The organism is Arthrobacter parietis (genome assembly GCF_039530425.1).
In the GTDB taxonomy this organism is placed as follows: domain Bacteria; phylum Actinomycetota; class Actinomycetes; order Actinomycetales; family Micrococcaceae; genus Arthrobacter_D; species Arthrobacter_D parietis.
In genome coordinates this window covers 139,063-160,277 of record NZ_BAAAON010000010.1, presented here as the reverse complement: position 1 = coordinate 160,277, position 21,215 = coordinate 139,063, and the positions used below count along the sequence as shown (strand labels likewise).

Genomic DNA, 21,215 nt, shown 5'->3' with positions numbered 1-21,215 from the left:
GGGGCGTCAGCCCTGCCTCTGCTCGCGCAGCTCCCTGCGGCTCGGCAGCGCGCCCGCCGCAACCTGCTCGCTGTGTGCGCCTTCAGCCGGCTGCCCAGGCGCCTCCTCGGCGGCGAGCGCTGCAGGGGTGGGTGCGCCGTCGTGCTGTTTCCTGGAGACGACCGGACCGGCTCCACGGCCGACCGCCTTGACCACCAGGACGGCAACCAGCGTGGTAACCGGGATGGCAAGAACCAGGCCTATTGATCCGACCAGGGTACGAACCACCTCCTCAACGAGTTCACCGCTGGTCAGGGCGGTCATCAGGGAACTGTCCTGTAGCGACACGAGGATCAGCAGTGGAAGGGCGGCGCCCGCGTAGGCAAAGGCAATCGTGTAGACCGTTGAGGCGATGTGGTCGCGCCCAATGCGCATGGCCCCGGCGAACAGCCGCCGCGTGGACGTTCCTGGCGCCAGTTCGTAAAGCTCCCAGACCGCCGAGGACTGGGTGATGGTCACATCGTTGAGCACACCGAGCCCGGAAATGATCAGTCCGCAGAGGATGATTCCGGAGAGCGAGACCTCAGGCGCTGCATTGATCAGTGCACTTGCGCTGTCATTGCCCACACCGGTGAGGTTCGCGGTGTCCGTGGCCCAGGCTGCCAGCAGCGCGGTGATGGCGAGTCCGAAGATCGTGCCGAGCAGCGCCGTCGAGGTTCGCGCCGAGAAGCCGTGCGCAAAGTAGAGGACCCCGAACATGATGACAACCGAGCCCACCAGCCCCAGCAGCAAGGGAGGTTTGCCCTCGATCAGCCCGGGCAGCATGAACTGTGCCAGGACGAAGAGCGCGCCCACCAGTCCGATGATCGCCCGCAGTCCGCGCCACCGGGCAACAGAAACAACGACGACGGCGTACAGCACCGCGAGCGCTGCCACGGGGAGCGTGCGCACGAAGTCCACGAAAATGTAGGGCGTGCCTCCACCGTTGATGACACCGTCGAGATTGAGGTAGCGGATTGAATCGCCCGGTTCCACCTGACCGGAATGTGCAATTTCAGGGTTGAGTTCCACCGGAACGGCTGAGCCGCCGGAGTCAGGCTCTGTGTAGGCGACCAGGCACTGCTGCGCTTCGCCGCCGGCGTCGACGGTTGGTTGGGAGGACGGGCAGTCCTCCGAAACCACGCGCTGCACCGTACCCACATCCATTGAGGTGCCGGGCGCGGTGGCGAGCGGATCGGCAACGGTGATGCCGGGCCGGTCGGCGCCCGGCCACAGCATCATCATCGCGACGAGTGTGATGACGCCGAGCGGAACAAGGATCCCCGCGAGGAGAAAATTCGCCCGCCGGCGCGTTCTTGACAGGGCAGCGATCTGCTCCGGGTTGGGTGGAGGAGCGGCCCCGTCAGAAGGATGGATATGGCTGTGGCCCACTCATCGTTCCTTGCTGTCGGTGTACTACTGGCAGGATGGAAACCGGCCTGCCTGGTGCGGAGTCCCCCGAGGATTCTACGCAGGATGGCGGTCGGGAGCAGGGACGCAGCGCATGGCCTGTGTGTATCCGGATCGGAAGTGAGTGGAGGGTGCATGGCGAAGGAACGGTTCAGTGAAGCCGACCAGGATGCGGACGGGTCAATGGCGCATGCGCCGGAAGTGACGGTCCGGCCGGCGGCTGGCGCCGTACGCGGGGTTGTGCTGGTGCTGCACGGTGGGCGCTCGAACAGCTTCGAGCCGGTGCGGTCACGACACCTGAGCCCGGCACGGATGATTCCGTTTGCCCGGCTGCTTTCTTCCTGGGGATCCCCGGCCGGCCTTGAGACCTGGAGCCTGCGGAACAGGGTGCGAGGATGGAACGGCGAGCACATGTCCGCGCTGCACGATGCGCGCTGGGCGCTGCAGCAGATCCGGAAGCGTCACCCCGGCAAGCCTGTCTACCTGCTGGGCCACTCGATGGGTGGCCTGACGGCCCTGTGCGCGGCGGATGATCCGCAGGTCCGCGCCGTCGTAGCCCTGGCACCATGGCTTGACAGCACAACGCCGCTGCAGCAGGTGTCCGGACGAAGAGTGCTCATCGTCCATGGGGACGCGGACCGCTGGACCTCGCCGCGGCAGTCACTGAGATACGCGCAGCGAATTCAGCACATTGCCGACGACGTCCGGTACGTCACGCTGACCGGTGCCGGACACTTCATGTTCACGAAACTTTCCGTATGGCACGAGCTCAGCGCCTCTTACCTGCTGAAGAGTTTCTCCGACGACACCGGCGCACCGGTGGACGCGAAGTACCTCCGGCGCGCTGCGGACGTGCTCGTTGAACCCTCACCGCTCGGCGTCACGCTGTGAACCCGTTGTCCCTATCCCCCCGTTCGAAGCGGGGCGTCTGAACGATGGCCTGGGTTCCGAAGCAGAGCGTCCGGTTCTACCGCATGCTGGTGCACAGCGGTCTGCTGCTGCGGTGGATCTTCCGGATGCGCGTCATGGTCAGCGGCGAATCACATCTGCCTTCCGCGCACGCAGGCACGGGGGTGTCACGAACGCCTGTGCCTGGAGAGGGAGCGGTGTTCGCTATCACCCACTTCGGTTACCTCGACTTTGCGTTTGCCGAGCTTGTGCTGTGGAAGCATACCCGCGCCCAACTGAAGTTTCTGATTACCAAGGCTGCGGCGTCGCACTGGTTTGCAGGACCGGCCATCTCCGCCTGCGGACACGTGATCGTCGACCGCAGCGCAGGCGCCGCGGCCTACGAGGGTGCGCTCGAAAAACTTCGCGCCGGCGAGTACATCGCCATCCTTCCCGAAGCCGGTGTAAGCCGTAGCTTCACGGTGCGCGAGCTCAAGACGGGCGCGGTACGCCTTGCGGCCGAAGCCGATGTGCCGCTCATTCCCGTGTCAGTCTGGGGAGCGCACCGGCTGATGACCCGCGGTCACGGGTTCTCACTCCGCCGGGCCTGGCGTGCACCAATCCGGGTTCACATCAGCGAACCGATCAGGCATACCCAGGACGCGGACATAGCCCTCGAGACGGAACAACTACGTGCGGAACTGCAGGACGGCATTGACCGCGGGATTGCTGATTTTCCGCTGGTGCCGCCACCTGGCGCGTGGTGGCAGCCTGCCCATCTCGGTGGAGGTGCGCTGACCGAGGCCGAGCGTGCTGCAGCGGATGCACGGGACGCCGCGGCCGGACGTTACCGCCGCGGATGATCTAGGCGACGCGGGTGACGCAAGCGACCACGACTTCGGTCAGTCGCTGACAACCCGCGTTTCCGCCACGACCCTGGCGGCACCAGTGGCAAGCAGCGGATCAAGCACCTCAACCAGCGCGGTCATGGAGTCATCAACCTCCAACTGCACGGGGTACTGATACACCAGCATCGCCAGCAGCGACGCGACGGCAGCGCTCTGCTCGCTGGGCCGCAGGCCTGTGTCGCACCCGATGAGCACGTCTGCCGGCGCGTCCGTTCGGCTCTGTGTGTAGCTCAGCGCGAATGCCGCAATCGCACCGCCGGCGCTCTTGGGCTTGTCACGCAGGACCACGGCACCACCGGCACCTGCCGTATCAGCGAGCAGGAACTGCTGCGCCTGGCCCAGCGTCATATCAGCCGGGTCCCACGAGTGCACCGCGTTGTACCACTCGGTCACCGCCCTGGTGAGCTCAACCGAACCGGTGGCAGCCTCCTCAAGCTGGGGGCCGTCGTCGTCGTCGAAGTTCGGTACCGCGAGCGCTCCGGGTGCAACCTCGATGATCCGCGAGCGCTGGATCTCCCGGAAGCCTGCCGCCGCTGCGAAGACAGCGCCGTCAGATCCGGGGACCACCTTTGCCCGCAGCGTGGAAACGCCCGACGGCGACGAGCCGGCTTCGTGGCGGAGCATTCCCAGGAGCGTGGCGGCGATCCCTGTTCCCCGATGAGCCTGGCTGACCTCAACGTAGGCCCAGAGCCGCTGATCATGAAGCTTCGGCTCGAAGACGTAAGCGGCAGCGACCGGCACGGCCACACCGTCCATTGCATCTTCTGCCACGATGCAGCGCAGCCACGGGGAATCCGACGACGGCCGGAACAGTGCCCGGGACTGCTCCGCCTGCGGATTCGGCGGGCCTCCCCACACCTGCAGGAGTTCGAGGTCGTCGCCGTCACGCCAGGGGCGGTACTGGATTGCCACTTACGCGCCTACCAACCGCTGCGCCAGGTAGCCCTCGACCTTGTCGAGGGAAACGCGTTCCTGGGCCATGGTGTCGCGTTCACGGATAGTGACGGCCTGGTCTTCGAGCGTGTCGAAGTCCACGGTGATGCAGAACGGGGTACCGATTTCATCCTGGCGGCGGTAACGACGGCCGATGGCACCGGCGTCGTCGAAGTCGATGTTCCAGCTCTTCCGCAGCTGGGCTCCCAGATCCTTGGCCTTGGGCGAGAGGTCCTCGTTGCGGCTGAGCGGGAGAACGGCGGCCTTCACCGGAGCAAGACGCGGATCGAGCTTGAGGACGGTGCGCTTGTCCACGCCGCCCTTCGCGTTGGGCGCCTCATCTTCTGCGTAGGAGTCCACGAGGAACGCCATGAAGGAGCGGGTCAGCCCGGCGGCAGGCTCGATGACGTAGGGGGTGTACCGCTCGTTGGTGGCCTGGTTGAAGTAGCTCAGCTCTGTGCCGGAGTGCTTCGAGTGCGTGGAGAGATCGAAGTCGGTGCGGTTGGCGACGCCCTCAAGCTCACCCCACTCGGAGCCGGAGAATCCGAAGCGGTACTCGATGTCCGTGGTGCCCTTGGAGTAGTGGCTCAGCTTTTCCTGCGGGTGGACGAAGAGGCGCAGGTTGTCCGGGTTGATGCCGAGGCCGGTATACCAGTCGAACCGTTCCTTGATCCAGTACTCGTGCCACTCATCATCGGTGCCGGGCTCGACGAAGAACTCCATCTCCATCTGCTCGAACTCACGGGTGCGGAAGATGAAGTTTCCGGGTGTGATCTCGTTGCGGAAGCTCTTGCCGATCTGGCCGATGCCGAACGGTGGCTTCTTGCGGGACGTAGTGAGCACGTTGTTGAAGTTCACGAAGATGCCCTGCGCGGTTTCGGGCCGTAGATAGTGCATGCCCTCGTCACTGGCAACAGGGCCGAGGAAGGTTTTCAGCAGACCGGAGAACTCCTGGGGTTCCGTCCACTGGCCGCGGGTGCCGCAGTTGGCGCAGGCGATGTCCGCCAGGCCGTTCTCCGCGGGCCTGCCCTTCTTCTCCTCATACTCTTCCTCGAGGTGGTCAGCCCGGTAGCGCTTGTGGCAGGAGAGGCACTCCACCAGGGGGTCGGAGAATACTTCGACATGGCCGGATGCTTCCCATACCTGGCGGGGAAGGATAACCGAGGAGTCCAGACCGACGACGTCCTCGCGCCCACGGACCATTGACTGCCACCACTGGCGCTTGATGTTTTCCTTGAGCTCGGCGCCAAGGGGTCCGTAGTCCCAGGCGGAGCGGGAACCGCCGTAGATTTCACCGGCCTGGAAGACGAAGCCGCGCCGCTTGGCGAGGGAAATGATTGGGTCCAGGGCTGAAACCTGCTTGGCCACGATGAATGCCATCCTCTACATGTTTGGACAGGCCGCTGGGTGCGGTCGTCGTTGTGCCGTGCGGAACGGCCCAGCAGCCGGAATTCAACGCGAACTGCCGTGCCGGACCGGGCGGGCGAAGCTACTACCTTAGCCTACCGAAACACGCCTGCCTGCTCGCTGGCGCTAAGGTCGTTCCTGTTGGTCCGGCGCGGGAACCGCCCGGGATTCACCGTTCAAGGAGGAACAGCATGGCAGGGAATGTGGTTGTGGGAGTCGATGGCAGCGAAACCGCTTATAAGGCGGCATCACGGGCAGCGACGCTCGCGCAGGGGCTGGGAACCGAACTGGTCGTTCTGAGCGCGCACATCACCGGCAACACGGAGATCGTCAAGATCGGCAGCGAAACCTGGGTGCTGGATGATGCCGAGCGTGCGCTGGAGATGGCAGAGCAAGTGGCAACCAAACTGCGCGGTGAGCACCCGGGGGTGGAAATTCGCCCTGCTGCCGGCCGCGGGAAGCCCCAGGACGTCCTGATGGAAGAGGCCGAGCGCTCGGGCGCCCAATTGCTCGTGGTAGGCAATGTGGGCATCAAGGGTCTAGGGCGAGTGCTGGGGAGCGTCGCCTGGAGCGTTGTTCACAACGCTCCGTGCGACGTCCTCGTAGTGAAAACAGCTTCATGACTACCGCCGGTTGAGGATGCTGCGGATCATTCCGCCGACTCCACCGGAACCGGGGCGGTTGGCGCCGCTACGTCCCGTTCGCATCCCGCCGGTCCGCGGTGTGCCTCGGGTTGTTCCGGCGCTGCCTCCGCCTGCGAATCGGCCGGCGGCGCTCCTGATGATGTTGCTTAGGCCCATGGGAAATCTCCTTTGCCTCACATAGTTCCCCGCTTCGGGAGTTCCGACCCTACGCGCCTTGGGGGCAGTTTTCTACCGGTGATGGGGGGGGTTTCTACCGGTGATGAGGGCGGTTTCCACCGGTGATCTACCGGCGGGTAGGGAGCCCTTGACGCGGCGGGACAACTGTCCATAGATTGAACGCACCCCTGTGCCGTGATCCGCGTCACAGGGGTTCGAGTGTCTGCAACCGTAGGCACGCCTTTGCGACAGAAGGAACAACGGTGATCCCAAACGCTCTACTTAAGCGCGCCCATTTTGGGCGAGCATCGCTTGCATTTGCCGGTGGACTCGCGCTCGTTGCCTCGGGAGGGCTGGCGGCAACTGCCGGGCCAACCCACGAGAACAGCAACAACAACACCTCTGAAAAGCTCCGCGCCGCCGTCTCGGTTGACCGGGTGGTCGGTCATCTTGAAGCCCTGGACGCGATCGCCGATGCCAATGATGGCACCCGGGCATCCGGAACCCCGGGATATGACGACTCCGTGGCCTACGTGGTCGGGAAGCTCCAGGCTGCTGGGTACTCCCCCGTTGTGCAGGAATTCATGTTCCCGTACTTCCAGCAGCTGAGCCCTTCGGTCCTCACCCAGATCAGCCCGGAATCACAGGTTTACGCAGCGGAATCCTTCGCGACCATGACCTATTCCGGGGCAGGAGAAGCGGTGGGCGCTATCACCGCCGTCGACACCACCGGTACCGCCGGCGCCAACACCAGCGGGTGTGAAGCCACCGACTTCGATGGATTCGCAGCCGGATCAATTGCGCTGATACAGCGTGGCAGTTGTTCGTTCGCGCAGAAGGCCAGCAACGCAGAAGCAGCCGGGGCCACCGCCGTCGTCATTTTTAATACCGGATCGGAAGGCAGCACCGGTCCGATCAACGGCACCCTCGGGGCACCGGGAATCGAAATTCCGGTCCTGGGAGCAAGCTTCGACGTGGGCGTCAGCCTGATCGGCGAGAACGTCACGGGCACAGTGACGGTGGACACCGTCTCCGAGAACCGCGCGACTTACAACGTGCTTGCGGAAACCGCAACCGGCGACGCCGACAATGTGGTGATGGTCGGCGCTCACCTCGACAGCGTGGTGGCCGGTGCCGGCATCAATGACAACGGCACGGGTAGCGCCGCAATCCTTGCGGTCGCGGAATCGATGCAGAAGGTCAAGACTGCAAACAAGGTCCGCTTTGCCTGGTGGGGTGCAGAGGAACAGGGACTCCTCGGCGCGGAGCACTATGTCGCAGACCTCGCGGAAACGGGAGAGCTGGACAGGGTTGGGCTGTACCTGAACTTCGACATGATCGGCTCCGCCAACTTTGGCCGCTTCGTGTACGACGGTGACAACTCGGCCTTCCCTGTCGGTCCCGGCGCTGCTGAGGGTCCTGCGGGATCCGGTCAGATCGAGCAGGATTTCCACGACTACTTCGCAGCTGAGGGACTGGCCTCAGGTGAAACAGCGTTCAGCGGCCGTAGTGATTATGGACCATTCATCGCAGAGGGCATTCCCGCAGGCGGACTCTTCACCGGCGCAGAGGGAATCAAGACCGAAGAGCAGGCAGTGCTCTTCGGTGGCGTTGCGGGCGCACCCTACGATGCCTGCTACCACGCAGAATGTGATGACCTGAGCAACGTCAGCGTTGAGTCACTCGACCAGATGAGCGACGCGATTGCTCATCTGACCCTCACCTACGCCATGAACACGACCGCGGTGAACGGCGTTGGAGACAACGTGAAGGGTAACTTCAAGCAAAAGGGCGGCTTCGAAGGTAACCCGCTGGGCGGCGGCACCGAAAGCGGCGGCGGGCTCCACCCGGAGCATGACCACGATTCCGAACTGGCCGACCGGTAGTATCCCGGGCTAGCCAAAGGCGGGTCGGGACCACTTCTTTCAGGTGGTACCGACCCGCCTTTTCGTTGCCCGCGATCTTTTCCTGGATCAGCGTCGCAGCAGGCGCCGGTTCCAGGGCAGCGTGGTCAGGATGATGGCCCCCAGTGCGAGGATCGGCCCCGCCACGGTGGCGAAGACGACGACGGTCCCCGGCGTGGGGAGCACAAGGTCCAGTGCCAGCGAACCCAGCAGCTGGCCTGCGATCATTCCGAGGCCGGTAAGCAGCACACCCAGGGATCGCACCAGGAGTGCACCGATACCGATGAAGATGCATCCCATCGGTCCACCCAGGTAATACCACCACTCTGCCGGCAGCGGTTCAGGAGGGCCGGTGAGCACCAGTTTCACTAGCCAGGCGGCGAGGAGCACGACCGATCCGGCAATGAAGTTCATCAGGGTGGCGGTAATGGGTGTGCCGTACTGCACGGCGGCGGTTCCGTTCATGGCTTGTTGGAAGCTCACCAGGATGCCGGCTGCGATGGGAAGCAGGAGCGGAAGGATGAGTGCCGCCGTCGTACCTGTTCCGCCGAGGCGGGGTGAGACTGCCCAGATAACTGCCGCGACCGTCAGCGTCACGCCGATTACCCGCATGATGGTGATTGTGCGCCGCCCGCCGGGTCCGATCCCGAGCCTGTCCACGGCGAGTCCGCTCAGCGTCTGGCCCATGACCGCGGCGACCGTAAAGAGCGCGACTCCAAGGACCGAGATGGTGAGCGCCTGCGAGAAAACAAACAACGCACCGATGGTCCCTGCGGCCAGGTAGATGCGGGGAAACCGCCGCTGCCGCACGGCAGGGATCAGCTGGCCGAGGCCCGCCCGTCCGCGCGGAAGCAGCAACGAGATCAGGATCATCAGCACCAATCCGGTACCGAAACTGATGAGCGCGGCTGCAAGTCCGTCGTCGAGCGTTTGCCCCAGTGCTCCGTTGATCCTGCTTTGAAGCGGAATGGCTACGCCGGAGGATATTGCCAGCGGGAGGCCGATGACGGCGGGAAGGTGGGGGGCTCGAGACACCCGTTAAACCCTAGGGCACTGGCCTGTTCCGGCCGGTCACTTCCGGCGGGCAGAATGTAACCATGAGCATAAACGATGAGACCGGCGCCGCCACTGAAGTGCCCATCCGTGACTCGATGATCCGGCTGGGCCAGTTGGTCAAGCTGGCCAATCTTGCCGAGGATGGGGTGGAGGCCAAGGAACTCATCGAGAACGGCCTGGTGAAAGTCAACGGTGAGATCGAGGATCGCCGGGGACGCCAGATTCATCCCGGTGATTCCGTGACGGTGAACGGCGTTACCGTGACAGTGGTGCAGGGATAACGCAGGCATCGCGGGCTTCGGCTTCGCACACCGCAACGAGAAAGTCCGATGTTGGCGTCCAGGCCTGAAGATCCCACGTGGCCAGGCGCAAGGAGACGGAGAAGCCGGCGCCGGCGACGTCAGTGAAAAACTGGTCGAAGGTGTAGCCGCGCCCGGCGCCGAACCCGACGATCAGGCGTCCACCGCGCGCCAGGTGGCGATGCAGGCGTGCAAGAACCTGTGGCGCCGTGCCCGGAGCAAGGAAGGCGAGGACGTTTCCTGCGCAGACAATCACGTCAAAGGACTTAGCCACTCCGCGGGCCGGCAGATCCAGCTCTGTCAAGTCTCCCACCAGCCACACAGGCCCTGGGTGGGCTGCCCTCGCCGCTTCGACCAACTGGGCGTCCGCGTCAACTCCCACCACGGAATGGCCACGCAGCGCCAGTTCCCCGCCAACCCGGCCTTGCCCGCAGCCGGCGTCGAGAATACGCGCATTTCGGGGAGCCATTGCGTCGACGCACCGGGCTTCCCCGTGTAAGTCCGCACCCTCGGATATCAGCTGTTCAAAACGCTGGATGTAGGCGGCTGACCTGTTGGGGTCCGCGCGTTTTCCTGCGTCCCAGAGCGTTTCTTTCTTCACATTCGGGAGTCTAACCCGCCACCGTAACGGCGTTACCGTGACAGTGGTGTCCGGCTGACGCCGGGCACCACCATCTGCAGAAATTCCCGCACATGTCCCAGTTCCTGTGCGTTGATGCTGTGGTACATGCCCGCGTAGAGCACCTTGGTGAGCTTGGTGTGGCGGTTCAGCCAGCCGTGGGTGAACTCGATTCGATCGGCGGGAATGACCGGGTCTTCCTGATCCCGGCCCCAGAAGAACGGCACTGGCTTCGCAACAAGCGCGCTGTCGTTGAAGAACGTGCTGCCGTCGGTCGGCACAACAAACCCTGAGAGCCCGACGACGGCCGCGTAGTCTGCGGGCCGGGCACGCAGCATGGAGCTTGCCACTGCCATGCCCATCGAGAAGCCGAGCAGGGTGACGCTCGAGTGCGACTGCTTGATGGAGTCGACCCAGTCAATGACGTCCTGGACGGCGGCGGTGACCTTGTCGACCGAATAGGCGGCGTCCTGCATCAGCGGGAACCAGGTGAAACCTGCTCCCAGGGCGACCGGCGCACGTACGGATGCCACGGTGAACTCGTCGGGCAGGAAGTCGAGGATACCCATGAGGTCTTCCTCGTTGGCCATGTGTCCGTGCAGCAGCACCAGGAGCGGCGAGCCGGAGCGCTCGTCTTCGGGCTTCGACCAGACGACAGTCGGTGCGGTCGAGGCCGGGCCGGTCCCGGGCCCGGTCTCGGGGGCGGAGGCGGAGGCGGAGGAGGAGGCGGAGGAGGGCGCAGCAGAACCGTCAGTCGAGGAAAAATTCGTCATAGCTCCATAGTGGCATGTTGAACTGTGCCGGCTGCGTGCTGCGGCAGGCTGCGACTCAGCCCGCGCGCAACCGTAGCGCTGAGGCGCTCTCCTTGACATCGCCGTCGTCGGTGTTGCTATAGAACGCTGCTGCCAGCGCGGGCTCAAGCTGCGCAATCTCGGTGAGGAAGGCATCGTGGCCGATGGGAGATTCAATGGTGTGGACGGCAACGTTCCCGGGCAATGCGGACGCCAGTTCAACGGACTGGCGAGGCCAGTAGAGGCGATCCGAATCCACCGCCGCGACGAAGAACTCTGCCGAGGCAGCTGCGAGTGCAGTGCTGAGGCTCCCCCGGTCACGGGCAACGTCGTGGCTCATGAGCGCTTCAGTGAGGATGACGTAGCTGTTGGCGTCAAACCGCCGGACCAGCTTTTCCGCCTGATGGTCCAGGTAGCTCTCCACCTGGTAGCGGCCGCGCCCGCCCGGCACCGACGACCCAAAAGGCTCTTCCATACCCTGCGCTGCCCGACCGAACCGGTGTACGAGTTCCGCCTCCGAACGGTAGGTGATGTGCGCGATGCGCCGGGCAAGGCCCAACCCATCCTCGGGACCGGCGCTTCCGTAGTAGTCGCCGCCGGTGAACCGCGGGTCGAGGCGAATGGCCTGCACCTGGGCCTGCGCGAAGGCGATCTGCTCCGCGGTGCTCGCTGCTCCGCACGCGATGACGGCGCACCGTTGCACCCGCCCGGGATAGGTGACAGCCCACTCAAGAGCCCTCGCGCCTCCCATTGACCCACCCAGCACGGAGTGCCAGGAGGAGATGCCCAGCAGGTCTGCGAGCAGTGCCTCGGCACGCACGGAATCGCGGATGGTGACGAAGGGGAAACGCGAACCCCACGGCTTGCCCTCCGGATCAAGCGACGCCGGCCCCGTGGATCCGTAACAGCCGCCCAGCATATTGATGGACACCACGAAGTAGCGGTTCGTGTCGATGGTTCTGCCCGGACCCACCAACCCGTCCCACCAGCCATCCTCGGAGGACTCGCCCCGCGCTACATGTGAGCTGCCGGTGAGTGCGTGCTCGATCAGCACCGCATTGGAGGCATCGGCATTGAGCGTGCCCCAGGTCTCGTAGGCGAGGACGACATCGGGCAAATGGCCGCCTGTTTCCAGCGCCAACGGGCCAATCCGGAACCGTTGCACGACGACGCCGTCAACCAGCCCCGCTTCCGGCTGCGGAACCGCTGTGGTGATGCCTGTCAAAACCCTGCCGCCTCACTGAATCGCGCTTGCTCCTGCACTGCATGCAGGGCCTGGTCTTCACCCGGGGCACCCCGCCGCGAGGGAGGGTTGCCGGACAGCAAGCCGGGGCTGATGGCGGGTGGAACCTGCCGCACTGTCACTCGTTACCTCGTATTAGGAAACCTGACCAGCGCGGGTGAGGGCAACTTGTGTGACTCGCCGTGAAATGAAGCCGGCTGGCGTAGTAGCCGTGAAAGGCGCGCGTGCGGCAGAGGATGCTTGAGTGGGGCCGTTCGGCGTCTATGGGAAAACGGTCGGCCCCACTCAAGGGGGACACCCAGTGGGCGTCCCTGGCAGGAAACTCCGGCGGTCTCGGAACCGGGCTCCCTGTGTGAAGCAACTATCCGGCTCTGACCTTGGGTTTTGCTTGGAACATCGTCGCCCGCGGTGTGACTTAGGTAACCCTTAGTCGAGGCCTCCATCACAAAGTGCCAAAATGGGGCCATGCGCCTGGATCATGTGTCTTATGCCTGCGAACCTGACGGACTGACTGCTACTGCGGAACGGATTTCCGACGCCCTCGGAGTTGAATTCGTGAAGGGTGGAATCCACCCGCGGTTTGGCACCCGCAACATGATTTTTCCGTTGGTCAACGGCCAGTACCTCGAGGTAGTCGAGGTCCTTGACCACCCAGCCTCGGACAAGGCTCCATTTGGCCAGGCGGTGCGGGCACGGTCCGAGGCCGGCGGCGGCTGGATGGGCTGGTGCGTAGCCGTTGATGACCTCGCCCCGTTCGAGGACCGCCTTGGCCGCAGCGCCGTCCCCGGTAACCGCAAATTCCCGGACGGGCAGGAGCTGACCTGGCAGCAGATCGGCATCAAGGGCCTCATCGCTGACCCTCAGGTCCCCTACATGATCCGCTGGGATGAAGGCACGGAGTCCCTCCACCCATCCCAGGCGCGCACCGCGTCCGTGCGCCTCAGCGCGCTCACCATCGCCGGGTCGGCAGAGCGCGTCACAGAGTGGCTCGGAACGCCCGTCACCCACCCGTTGGACGACGTCGACGTCGAGTGGATCGCCCCCAACGGCACGCCCGGCATCATGTCGGTAGCGTTCGAAACCCCGAAGGGTGCGGTCCGGATCTAATTGGTTCTTTCGGACGCTGGTTCCCCAGGCCGCGTGGCCGGGGGTTAGCTTCCGATGCCGATAGCCGGGCCGAAGAGCGCGAAGCCGACAAAGCCTGCAATGTCCAGCAGCGCATGCGCTATCACCAGGGGCATCACCCGCTTGGTGCGCGTGTAGGCGTAGCCGAAGATCAGCCCCATGATCACGTTCCCGATGAACGGGCCGATCCCCTGGTACAGGTGATAGCTCCCTCGCAGGAGCGCCGAAGTCACAATAATCACCGGGACTGACCAGCCCAGTTCCCGGAGCCGCTCAAAGAGGTAGCCCACCACAATGACCTCTTCGAGCACCGCGTGACGGATCGCCGAGAGCACCAGCACAGGCAGCGTCCACCAGTAGGTGTCGAGCGCCGTCGGGATGATCGCAGTGGTAAGCCCCAGTGCCCGGCCCGCGGCGTACACCCCGAGCGTTCCCACCCCGATCACCGCGGCCAGCCCCACTCCCAGACCGAAGTCGACCTTCGGTTTGCTGAAGGTGAAGCCAATCCGGCGGAAGGCCGACTTCCCCGGCTGGGTGAGCAGGAACAGCACAAGCACCACGGGAACCAGCGCAAAGAAGATTCCCAGCAGCTGGTAGGTGAGATCGAAGTACTGCCGGTTGTCCAGAACCGGATTGAGCCTGGTGGTCTGCGCAGCCAGCGGCGCACGGGTCAGCTTGTCGATCAACTCCACCACCGCGTAAACCCCGGCCTGGCCGAGGGACAGACCAAGGACAATCAGGATTTCCGCTTTGATCCTCTTCCGGCGGGCGGTCGGGGATAACGACGACGGCTGGCTGGTTTTGGCGGTTGGCATGCCTTCATGGTGCCGTACGCTTCGGTGCTTGCCAAAGCGTACAAAAACGGTTCCCCGGGAAGTTTTTGTCGCCTATCTGCTGTTCTGAGCGTCGTGAAACAGCAACTAGGCGACAAAAACTCAACGGAGGCGCTGCCCGGCGCGCCACACCGCATGGGTCAGCTGCATCCCCGGACGGTAAGCCAGGTGGGTTGCGGACGGTGCGTCCAGCAGTTGCAGGTCCGCGCGGTGTCCGACAGCGAGCGACCCAACGGCCAGCCGGCCGCCGTCGTCGGTTGTTTGTTCGCGGTGGAGGGCAAGCGCACCGCCGTAGGTTGCCGCGCGGACGGCTTCGGCAACCGTCAGTCCCATCTGCAGCACGGCCGTAGCTACGCAGAACGCCATGGACGAGGTGTAGGACGTCCCCGGATTGCAGTTGGAGGCAAGCGCGATGGGTACTCCGGCATCCAGCAGCTGCCGGGCGGGCGCGAGGGGTTGGCGGGTGGACAGATCGCACGCGGGCAGGCAGGTTGCCACCGTCCCCCGGCTGTCCGGATCACCCTCCCAGCCGGACCAGGAACCTGCGAGGGCGTCGATGTCCGACAGCTCCAAATGGTTCACGTGGTCGACGCTGGCCGCTGCCTCCTCCACAGCGAGCCGCACGCCCTCCCCCGGGCCGAGCTGGTTCCCGTGCACCCGAAGTCCCAGACCCGCGTCCCGGCATGCGCGAAGCACTTCACGGCTCTGGTCCGGTGTGAACGCGCCCGTTTCGCAAAATACGTCAGCCCACTGCACGTAGGGCCGGACGGCGCTGAGCATGGGTCCGGTGACGGTCTGAACGTAGTCGTCCGCTTTCCACCCCTGCGGAACGAGGTGTGCTCCGAGGAAGGTCAGCTCGTCCGCTGTTGCAGCGGCGATCCGTGCGCTGCGGGCTTCTTCCTCGACGTTGAGACCGTAGCCGGTCTTGGTTTCGAGGTAGGTGGTTCCGTTCGCTCCGGCTTCGGCCACCCGCTGGGCCACGAGCGAGCCGAGTTCCTCATCCGAGGCGCGCCGCGTGGCGTCCACCGTCACAGAGATCCCGCCCGCGGCATAGGACTGCCCGGCCATGCGTGCCTCGAATTCCGCGGTTCGGTCGCCGGCGAACACCAGGTGGGTATGGCTGTCCACCCAGCCGGGCAGGCAGGCGCGGCCACCGGCGTCGTACCGGGAATCAGCGGCAGGAGCGTTTGCGGCCGGACCGAGCCAGGCGATCCGCTCATCCTCGAGCACGATCGCCGCGTCCTTGAGAACCCGCTGCTCGGCGTCCTGCGTCATGAGCTCGCCGATGCCGGTGATGATCGTTGTAGCGCCCGTCATGAGAGTGCCTTCCCCGTTGTGGCCTTCGTTGTTGGTGCTGCCTCGTCCATCCGCGCAATCGCCGCGGCGAGCAGCGTGCCCGGACCCCCCAGCCGCACATGGCGCCCGTTCCGGGCCACCACTTCCCCACCGACGACGACGGCGGTGACATCCTGCGCTGTCGCCGTCAGCACGAGCTGGGCCGGAGAAGAGCCGGCCGTGCGTGCGGTTGCGGGATCAAGTGCGACCAGGTCGCAGACTTGTCCCGGTGCCAGACCGGCTGCGGGCCGACCCTGTGCCCGCGCCCCGCCGCTGGCGGCCGCGCGCACCAGCTCGGCAGGTGAGAATCGCCCCCGCCCGCCGCTGGCCAGCCGTTCGCCGTGTTCCAGCGCCCGCATTTCGAGCCAGGGGTCGACGACGGCGTGCTGGTCCGTCCCCAGACTCACCACCGCGCCGGCATCCTGCAGAGCGCGTGCCGGACCGATGCCGTCGGCGAGATCCGCCTCCGTTGTGGGACACATGGCTACGGTGACCCGCGCCTGACCGAGGAGATTCATGTCCTGGGCGGTCAGGTGGGTCGCGTGAACCACCGTCAACCGTTCCGAGAGTAGATCATGCCTGGCCAGCAACCCGGTAGGTGTGGTTCCGGTCGCCTCGAGACAGTCACGGTTCTCGGCAGGCTGCTCGGAAAGGTGAATGTGCAGGGGTACGTCTGCGGGAAGGTGTTGTGCAATGTATGCAAGCGCAGGTTCATCCACGGCGCGCACGGAGTGCAGGGCAGCACCGACAGAGACCTGGGATGCGTCGAAACTGCCCGTGATGGCGGTGTGCAGGGAGTGCCACCGGCTGAGCCAGGCGTCCGCGCTGCCGTCGGTGAAGCGTGCCTGTTCGGGCAGCACCGGCGCGCCGAAGCCGGCGGAGAGGTAGCAGGTGTCCAGCAGTGTCAGCCTGATGCCGGCGGTGACCGCAGCGCGGGCAAGCGCCAGCTCCATGGCATGCGGGCCGTCGTCGTGCGTTGGTGCTGCCTGCGTTAGTGTTGCGTGCGTTGGCGCTGCGGTTTCTGGCGGCCCGATACGCTGCTTGCCGTACTCGGTGCTGTCCTGCCGGTGGTGCACGTAGTGGAATTCGGCGACGCTGGTCCAGCCGGCCGTGACCATTTCGGTGTAGACGGCGGTCGCAAGTTCCTCGTACAGCTCGGGTGTGAGGGTACCGGCCGCCTGGTACATCGCGTTCCGCCACGTCCAGAACGTGCCCGTGCCGGCATGGGTTCGCCCGCGAAGCACCCGGTGAAATGCATGCGAGTGTGCATTTGCCGCAGTCGGGAAGACCACGCCGTTCAGCCGCAGATCATCGGGTTCCGGTTCAGCACCGCGGCTAACGGTGCGGACAACGCCGTTGTCATCGACCTCGGCCCGCACGCCCGCCGCAATGTCCCCCGGTTCCAGCCAGGCCTGCTCGCACCAGAGTGATTTCACAGCAGCCGCTCCAGGGCGTCGGCGAGCGCAACGGCGCCGTAGTCGGCGTCGTCGTCTTCGACATGTTCCTCGGGGGAATGGCTGATGCCGGTCGGATTCCGCACGTACAGCATGGCTGACGGTGCGTGGGCGGCGAGGATGCCTGCGTCGTGACCGGCACCGGTAGGCAGGCCGGGAGCGCCCGGAATGGCGAGCTGCAGCTGCCGTTGGAGTTCTCCATCGAAGGTCACGGTGCCGCTGACGGACTCCCGGGTCAGCGCGGCGGTGCACCCTTCGAACGCCGCAGCCTTCTGCGCCTGGCCGTGGATCGACTCCACCAGCGAGGCCGTGGTGGCGTCGTCGGGATGCCGGATGTCGATCCACAGCTCCACCCGGGAAGCGATTACGTTGGTACCGCCCGGGATCGGCTGCAGCCTGCCCACAGTCGCGCGGGCTTCGGGCGTGGCGGCGGCGGTCTTGCGGATGGCGAGGATGACCTGTGCTGCGGCCACCATGGGGTCCGCGCGGTCCTCCATCAAGGTGGTCCCGGCATGGTTGCCCTGTCCGCTGATGGTCAGTTTCCAGCGGCCGTGGCCGATGATCGAGGTGCCCACGGCGATGGCGGAGTCGAGGTCGATGAGTCCGCGGCCCTGCTCGACGTGGAGTTCCACGAAGTCACCGATCCGGCGAAGTGCCTCGTCGTCCCTGCCCAGATGTGCGGGATCCAGCCCGTTGGCGCGTGCGGCCTCGGCGAATGTGACGCCGTCCGGATCCTTGAGATTCCGGGCTGTATCCGGGTCAATGGCACCGGTCAGCAGCCGCGAACCAAGGCACGCCACACCGAAGCGCGAGCCTTCCTCCTCGGGAAATACTGTGACGGCGAGCGCCCGCTGCGGCTGGACTCCGCGTTCCTTCAGGAGGTCCACTGCAGCAAGGGCAGCGGCGACGCCGAGCGGACCGTCAAATGCACCTCCACCGGGCACCGAGTCGAGGTGGCTGCCGGTGACGAGCGCGCCGTCCCGGGTGCCGCCGTCGTTCCGGTCAGCGCCATCGACATCCCACCAGGCCCAGAGGATGCCGTTACGGTCAGTTTCGATATCCAGTCCGCGCCGACGGGCCTCCTGCTCGAACCAGGACCGCAGGTCCAGTTCAGCCGGAGAGAACACAGGGCGGGAGTAGCCGCCACGGACCGTATCCCGCCCCACACCTTCGATTGATTCCAGCAGGTTGCTTACGCTGTCCATCGGTTTCCCTTCCGGTTCTTCAGAGTTTTCCCAGTGCCACAGGTACCCCTGTGCAGACTGATTGATCAGGCCTAGACTCACCAGCATCTCGCTAACCGATCAATCTGGAGGAGTTCATCGTGGCCGGACGCGTTGTACATTTCGAAATCCCTTTTGACAATGGCGATCGCGCCCGGGAGTTCTACCGCGAGGCGTTCGGCTGGGACGTGACCCAAATGCCCGAGTTCGACTACACCGCCGCCGGCACCGGACCTGCCGGAGAACAGGGTCCCACTGAGCCGGGCTACATCAACGGCGGCATGTTCAAGCGCGACGGCGGCCCGCTCTCCGGTCCGATCATCACGATTGACGTCGAGAACATCGAGGAGTCGATCGCGAAGGTCGAAGCGCTCGGAGGGTCCGCCGTCGGCGAGAAGATGACCGTCGGTGACATGGGGTTCGCCGCCTACTTCCGTGACCCCGAGGGCAATGTGATGGGCCTCTGGCAGAACCCCTGACCTTTCGGGCACGGACCCCGGGTCAGCCCTCCATGGGCACACGGACTCCACGCTCATGGGCCACCTCCCGGGCTCGCTCGTAGCCGGCGTCAACGTGGCGGATGACGCCGGTTCCCGGGTCATTGGTCAGGAGACGTTCGAGCTTCTCTGCTGCCAGCGCCGTTCCATCCGCTACGGACACCTGCCCGGCGTGGATCGAACGGCCGATACCGACTCCGCCGCCGTGATGGATGGAGACCCAGGTGGCACCGGAGGCAGTGTTGAGCAGGGCGTTGAGCAGCGGCCAGTCTGCAATGGCGTCGGAGCCGTCCGCCATGGCTTCGGTCTCGCGGTAGGGCGAGGCAACCGAACCCGAGTCGAGGTGGTCCCGTCCGATCACGATGGGTGCGGACACCTTGCCCTCGGCGACGAGCCGGTTGAAGAGCAGGCCGGCTTTCGCGCGGTCGCCGTAACCCAGCCAGCAGATCCGGGCAGGCAGTCCTTCGAACTCCACGAGCTCACCGGCGGCGTCGAGCCAGCGGTGCAGGTGTTCGTTCTCCGGAAACAGTTCCTTGAGCGCGGCGTCGGTGACGGCGATGTCGGCGGGGTCACCGGATAGGGCGACCCAGCGGAACGGGCCGAGGCCCTCGCAGAAGAGCGGCCGAACGTAGGCCGGTACAAAGCCGGGGAATTCGAACGCCCGCCCGTAGCCGCCCTTGCGTGCCTCATCGCGGATGGAGTTGCCGTAGTCGAAGACGGTGGCTCCGGCGTCCTGGAACCCAACCATTGCCTCGACATGACGGGCCATGGAGGTTTGGGCCTTCTTGGTGAACCCATCCGGGTCCCCTGAGGCTTCCCGCTCCCACTCGTCCATCCCGATGCCCTCGGGAAGGTAGCTCAGCGGGTCATGCGCGGAAGTCTGGTCGGTGACGATATCGATGGTGAACTCACCGTTCCGCTGGCGCTCCAGCAACGCCGGCAGCACTTCGGCAGCATTCCCGACGACGCCGACAGACAACGCACGCTTCTGGCGTTTCGCTTCGAGGACCTGCTTCAGTCCGTCTTCAAGGTCAGCGGCAACGACGTCGAGGTAGCGCTTGGCGGCCCGCCGGCGCAGGCGGGTCTCGCTGACGTCAAGAATCAGCACCGCGCCGCCGTTCAGTGTGACGGCCAGCGGCTGGGCACCGCCCATCCCGCCGCAGCCGGCGGTGAGTGTGAGCGTTCCCGCAAGAGTCCCGCCGAATCTGGCCGTAGCCACGGCGGCGAAGGTTTCATAGGTTCCCTGCAGGATCCCCTGGGTACCGATGTAGATCCAGGACCCGGCGGTCATCTGCCCGTACATCATGAGACCCTCGGCCTCCAACCGCCGGAACTCGGGCCAGTTGGCCCAGTCTCCCACCAGGTTTGAGTTGGCCAGGAGGACCCGCGGTGCCCAGGGATTGGTGCGGAAGACGCCCACGGGTTTGCCCGACTGCACCAGCAGGGTTTCGTCGTCCTCCAGGTCCTTCAGCGTGGCCACGATGGCGTCGTATGCCTCCCAGCTGCGTGCCGCCCGGCCGGTGCCGCCGTAGACAACGAGGTCTTCGGGCCGCTCGGCCACCTCGGGGTCGAGGTTGTTCATCAGCATCCGCAGGGGTGCTTCTGTCTGCCAGCTTTTCGCCGTGAGTTCGGTGCCACGCGGTGCGCGGATGGTGCGCGACGGATCGTGCTGGGTGAAGGTCATGATTGTGCTCCTGACGTTGAGGACTCGTTCGTGGGAGAGGTTTCAGTTTCCTGCGGGGCAGTGTCTGTTCGGGCGGTGAGAATACCTGTGGCTTCGCCGGCGACCTGGCGCCCGATCCGGCGCGCGCCGTCGTCGGTGATCCGGTAGGAGGGCACAACGACACTCAGCGCTGCCACCACGTGTCCGCCGGACAGCACGGGTGCGGCGATCGCGGTGACGTCGGGTTCGATGCCGTTGCTGACCACCACGTAGCCGTCGTCGGGAGTCTTGCCGCTCAGGACAGCACCGGCGGCGGAACCGTCCAGCGGAATGCTCCTGCCCACCCAGCTGGTGTGGCGAACCGAGTGGGTTCCTTCCCGGACGGACAGGTAGATCCCGTGGCCATCGTGGGAGGGCACATTGAGGTAGGCGGACTCCCCCGTTGAGTCGACCAATCGTTCCAATGCGCCCTCCGCCAGCGACACCAGCGATTCGTGCGAGAGCGCCTGCGCGCCGAGCTGGACCACGCGCATGCCGGGCCGGTAGCCGTCGTCGTCCCTGCGGACAAAACCGGTGCCCTCGAGGGTGCGCAACAGCCGCAGCGCAGTCGATGCCGAAAGTCCGGCATCACGGGCAGCATCGGCCAGGGTCACCGAACCACGGTCACAGACCGTGCCGAGCAGGAGCAGGGCCCGCTCAACGGTGCGGGTGGAGGTATCCGCCACGAGTTCTTCCTTGCGTTCGGTGGAAATATGTATTTCACTTATTGAAACGCTCATTTCATCTGTTGGCAAGAGCGGTCGATTGCG

General features: G+C 65.3%; 21 protein-coding genes and 1 riboswitch. Of the genes, 7 read left to right on the top strand and 14 right to left on the bottom strand.

Annotated features, from left to right (window positions below):
- Nucleotides 1-6: 6 nt before the first annotated feature.
- Nucleotides 7-1,410, bottom strand: a complete 1,404-nt coding sequence (locus ABFX19_RS15385; RefSeq protein ID WP_428831059.1) for a YibE/F family protein — start codon at nt 1,408-1,410, stop codon at nt 7-9.
- A 153-nt stretch (nt 1,411-1,563) separates the two neighbouring features.
- Between ABFX19_RS15385 and ABFX19_RS15380 the strand changes: the two genes are divergently transcribed.
- Both ABFX19_RS15380 and ABFX19_RS15375 read left to right on the top strand, forming a co-directional pair.
- Nucleotides 1,564-2,319 (top strand): alpha/beta hydrolase, encoded by a 756-nt coding sequence (locus tag ABFX19_RS15380; RefSeq protein WP_277359578.1) that lies wholly within the window; start codon nt 1,564-1,566, stop codon nt 2,317-2,319.
- 44 nt (nt 2,320-2,363) lie between these two features.
- Nucleotides 2,364-3,179, top strand: a complete 816-nt coding sequence (locus ABFX19_RS15375) for a lysophospholipid acyltransferase family protein (RefSeq protein WP_277359577.1) — start codon at nt 2,364-2,366, stop codon at nt 3,177-3,179.
- A 39-nt stretch (nt 3,180-3,218) separates the two neighbouring features.
- Here ABFX19_RS15375 and ABFX19_RS15370 read toward each other — a convergent pair whose 3' ends face one another.
- On the bottom strand, nt 3,219-4,136 hold the full coding sequence (locus ABFX19_RS15370) for a GNAT family N-acetyltransferase (protein ID WP_346028847.1): 918 nt from the start codon (nt 4,134-4,136) through the stop codon (nt 3,219-3,221).
- Entirely contained in the window at nt 4,137-5,528 is a 1,392-nt protein-coding gene (locus tag ABFX19_RS15365) for a glycine--tRNA ligase (protein WP_346028923.1), read from the bottom strand.
- A gap of 227 nt (nt 5,529-5,755) precedes the next feature.
- Between ABFX19_RS15365 and ABFX19_RS15360 the strand changes: the two genes are divergently transcribed.
- Nucleotides 5,756-6,187, top strand: a complete 432-nt coding sequence (locus ABFX19_RS15360; RefSeq protein ID WP_277359575.1) for a universal stress protein — start codon at nt 5,756-5,758, stop codon at nt 6,185-6,187.
- On the opposite strand, the gene ABFX19_RS15355 is transcribed toward ABFX19_RS15360, so the two are convergent.
- Nucleotides 6,188-6,364: a hypothetical protein gene (locus tag ABFX19_RS15355; protein WP_157359096.1), complete on the bottom strand. Its 177-nt coding sequence runs from the start codon at nt 6,362-6,364 to the stop codon at nt 6,188-6,190.
- 263 nt (nt 6,365-6,627) lie between these two features.
- On the opposite strand from ABFX19_RS15355, the gene ABFX19_RS15350 reads away from it, so the two are divergent.
- On the top strand, nt 6,628-8,250 hold the full coding sequence (locus tag ABFX19_RS15350) for a M28 family peptidase (RefSeq protein WP_346028846.1): 1,623 nt from the start codon (nt 6,628-6,630) through the stop codon (nt 8,248-8,250).
- Nucleotides 8,251-8,337: 87 nt separating this feature from the next.
- On the opposite strand, the gene ABFX19_RS15345 is transcribed toward ABFX19_RS15350, so the two are convergent.
- Entirely contained in the window at nt 8,338-9,303 is a 966-nt protein-coding gene (locus tag ABFX19_RS15345; protein ID WP_346028845.1) for a DMT family transporter, read from the bottom strand.
- A 62-nt stretch (nt 9,304-9,365) separates the two neighbouring features.
- Between ABFX19_RS15345 and ABFX19_RS15340 the strand changes: the two genes are divergently transcribed.
- On the top strand, nt 9,366-9,605 hold the full coding sequence (locus ABFX19_RS15340; protein WP_056548587.1) for an RNA-binding S4 domain-containing protein: 240 nt from the start codon (nt 9,366-9,368) through the stop codon (nt 9,603-9,605).
- Here the strand turns inward: ABFX19_RS15340 and ABFX19_RS15335 are convergent.
- The 3 genes from ABFX19_RS15335 to metX are packed head-to-tail and all read right to left on the bottom strand — an operon-like array spanning nt 9,580 to nt 12,258.
- Nucleotides 9,580-10,224: a class I SAM-dependent methyltransferase gene (locus ABFX19_RS15335; RefSeq protein WP_346028844.1), complete on the bottom strand. Its 645-nt coding sequence runs from the start codon at nt 10,222-10,224 to the stop codon at nt 9,580-9,582. The genes ABFX19_RS15340 and ABFX19_RS15335 overlap by 26 nt on opposite strands.
- Before the next feature lie 32 nt (nt 10,225-10,256).
- Nucleotides 10,257-11,015: an alpha/beta hydrolase gene (locus tag ABFX19_RS15330; RefSeq protein ID WP_277359569.1), complete on the bottom strand. Its 759-nt coding sequence runs from the start codon at nt 11,013-11,015 to the stop codon at nt 10,257-10,259.
- A gap of 55 nt (nt 11,016-11,070) precedes the next feature.
- Nucleotides 11,071-12,258 (bottom strand): homoserine O-acetyltransferase MetX, encoded by a 1,188-nt coding sequence (metX, locus tag ABFX19_RS15325; RefSeq protein WP_277359568.1) that lies wholly within the window; start codon nt 12,256-12,258, stop codon nt 11,071-11,073.
- A gap of 17 nt (nt 12,259-12,275) precedes the next feature.
- Nucleotides 12,276-12,406: riboswitch (SAM riboswitch) on the bottom strand.
- A 335-nt stretch (nt 12,407-12,741) separates the two neighbouring features.
- On the opposite strand from metX, the gene ABFX19_RS15320 reads away from it, so the two are divergent.
- Nucleotides 12,742-13,383: a VOC family protein gene (locus ABFX19_RS15320; protein ID WP_277359567.1), complete on the top strand. Its 642-nt coding sequence runs from the start codon at nt 12,742-12,744 to the stop codon at nt 13,381-13,383.
- Nucleotides 13,384-13,427: 44 nt separating this feature from the next.
- Here ABFX19_RS15320 and ABFX19_RS15315 read toward each other — a convergent pair whose 3' ends face one another.
- The 4 genes from ABFX19_RS15315 to ABFX19_RS15300 all read right to left on the bottom strand — a co-directional run bounded on the left by ABFX19_RS15315 (nt 13,428) and on the right by ABFX19_RS15300 (nt 18,228).
- Entirely contained in the window at nt 13,428-14,216 is a 789-nt protein-coding gene (locus ABFX19_RS15315) for a CPBP family intramembrane glutamic endopeptidase (RefSeq protein WP_277359566.1), read from the bottom strand.
- A 120-nt stretch (nt 14,217-14,336) separates the two neighbouring features.
- Entirely contained in the window at nt 14,337-15,551 is a 1,215-nt protein-coding gene (hutI, locus tag ABFX19_RS15310; protein ID WP_346028843.1) for an imidazolonepropionase, read from the bottom strand.
- Nucleotides 15,548-17,005 (bottom strand): amidohydrolase family protein, encoded by a 1,458-nt coding sequence (locus ABFX19_RS15305; RefSeq protein ID WP_346028842.1) that lies wholly within the window; start codon nt 17,003-17,005, stop codon nt 15,548-15,550. Before ABFX19_RS15305 ends, hutI begins: the two co-directional genes overlap by 4 nt.
- Nucleotides 17,002-18,228 carry an allantoate amidohydrolase gene (locus ABFX19_RS15300; protein ID WP_346028841.1) on the bottom strand — a complete coding sequence of 409 codons (1,227 nt, stop codon included), beginning with the start codon at nt 18,226-18,228 and terminating at the stop codon, nt 17,002-17,004. The genes ABFX19_RS15305 and ABFX19_RS15300 overlap by 4 nt, the downstream gene beginning before the upstream one ends.
- A 119-nt stretch (nt 18,229-18,347) precedes the next feature.
- On the opposite strand from ABFX19_RS15300, the gene ABFX19_RS15295 reads away from it, so the two are divergent.
- Nucleotides 18,348-18,725, top strand: a complete 378-nt coding sequence (locus ABFX19_RS15295) for a VOC family protein (RefSeq protein WP_277358323.1) — start codon at nt 18,348-18,350, stop codon at nt 18,723-18,725.
- Nucleotides 18,726-18,747: 22 nt separating this feature from the next.
- Here the strand turns inward: ABFX19_RS15295 and hutU are convergent, their stop codons facing one another.
- Nucleotides 18,748-20,427, bottom strand: coding sequence for a urocanate hydratase (hutU, locus tag ABFX19_RS15290; RefSeq protein ID WP_277358322.1), 1,680 nt, complete (start codon nt 20,425-20,427; stop codon nt 18,748-18,750).
- Entirely contained in the window at nt 20,424-21,185 is a 762-nt protein-coding gene (locus ABFX19_RS15285; protein WP_277358321.1) for an IclR family transcriptional regulator, read from the bottom strand. The genes hutU and ABFX19_RS15285 overlap by 4 nt, the downstream gene beginning before the upstream one ends.
- Nucleotides 21,186-21,215 lie beyond the last annotated feature (30 nt).

Excerpts from the sequence above, each read along its gene's own strand:
- ABFX19_RS15380 (WP_277359578.1), top strand. The coding sequence starts at position 1,564 with ATGGCGAAGGAACGGTTCAGTGAAGCCGACCAGGATGCGGACGGGTCA.
- ABFX19_RS15375 (WP_277359577.1), top strand. The coding sequence starts at position 2,364 with ATGGCCTGGGTTCCGAAGCAGAGCGTCCGGTTCTACCGCATGCTGGTG.
- ABFX19_RS15360 (WP_277359575.1), top strand. The coding sequence starts at position 5,756 with ATGGCAGGGAATGTGGTTGTGGGAGTCGATGGCAGCGAAACCGCTTAT.
- ABFX19_RS15355 (WP_157359096.1), bottom strand. The coding sequence starts at position 6,364 with ATGGGCCTAAGCAACATCATCAGGAGCGCCGCCGGCCGATTCGCAGGC.
- ABFX19_RS15340 (WP_056548587.1), top strand. The coding sequence starts at position 9,366 with ATGAGCATAAACGATGAGACCGGCGCCGCCACTGAAGTGCCCATCCGT.
- ABFX19_RS15330 (WP_277359569.1), bottom strand. The coding sequence starts at position 11,015 with ATGACGAATTTTTCCTCGACTGACGGTTCTGCTGCGCCCTCCTCCGCC.
- ABFX19_RS15320 (WP_277359567.1), top strand. The coding sequence starts at position 12,742 with ATGCGCCTGGATCATGTGTCTTATGCCTGCGAACCTGACGGACTGACT.
- ABFX19_RS15315 (WP_277359566.1), bottom strand. The coding sequence starts at position 14,216 with ATGCCAACCGCCAAAACCAGCCAGCCGTCGTCGTTATCCCCGACCGCC.
- hutI (WP_346028843.1), bottom strand. The coding sequence starts at position 15,551 with ATGACGGGCGCTACAACGATCATCACCGGCATCGGCGAGCTCATGACG.
- ABFX19_RS15300 (WP_346028841.1), bottom strand. The coding sequence starts at position 18,228 with ATGGACAGCGTAAGCAACCTGCTGGAATCAATCGAAGGTGTGGGGCGG.
- hutU (WP_277358322.1), bottom strand. The coding sequence starts at position 20,427 with ATGACCTTCACCCAGCACGATCCGTCGCGCACCATCCGCGCACCGCGT.
- ABFX19_RS15285 (WP_277358321.1), bottom strand. The coding sequence starts at position 21,185 with ATGAGCGTTTCAATAAGTGAAATACATATTTCCACCGAACGCAAGGAA.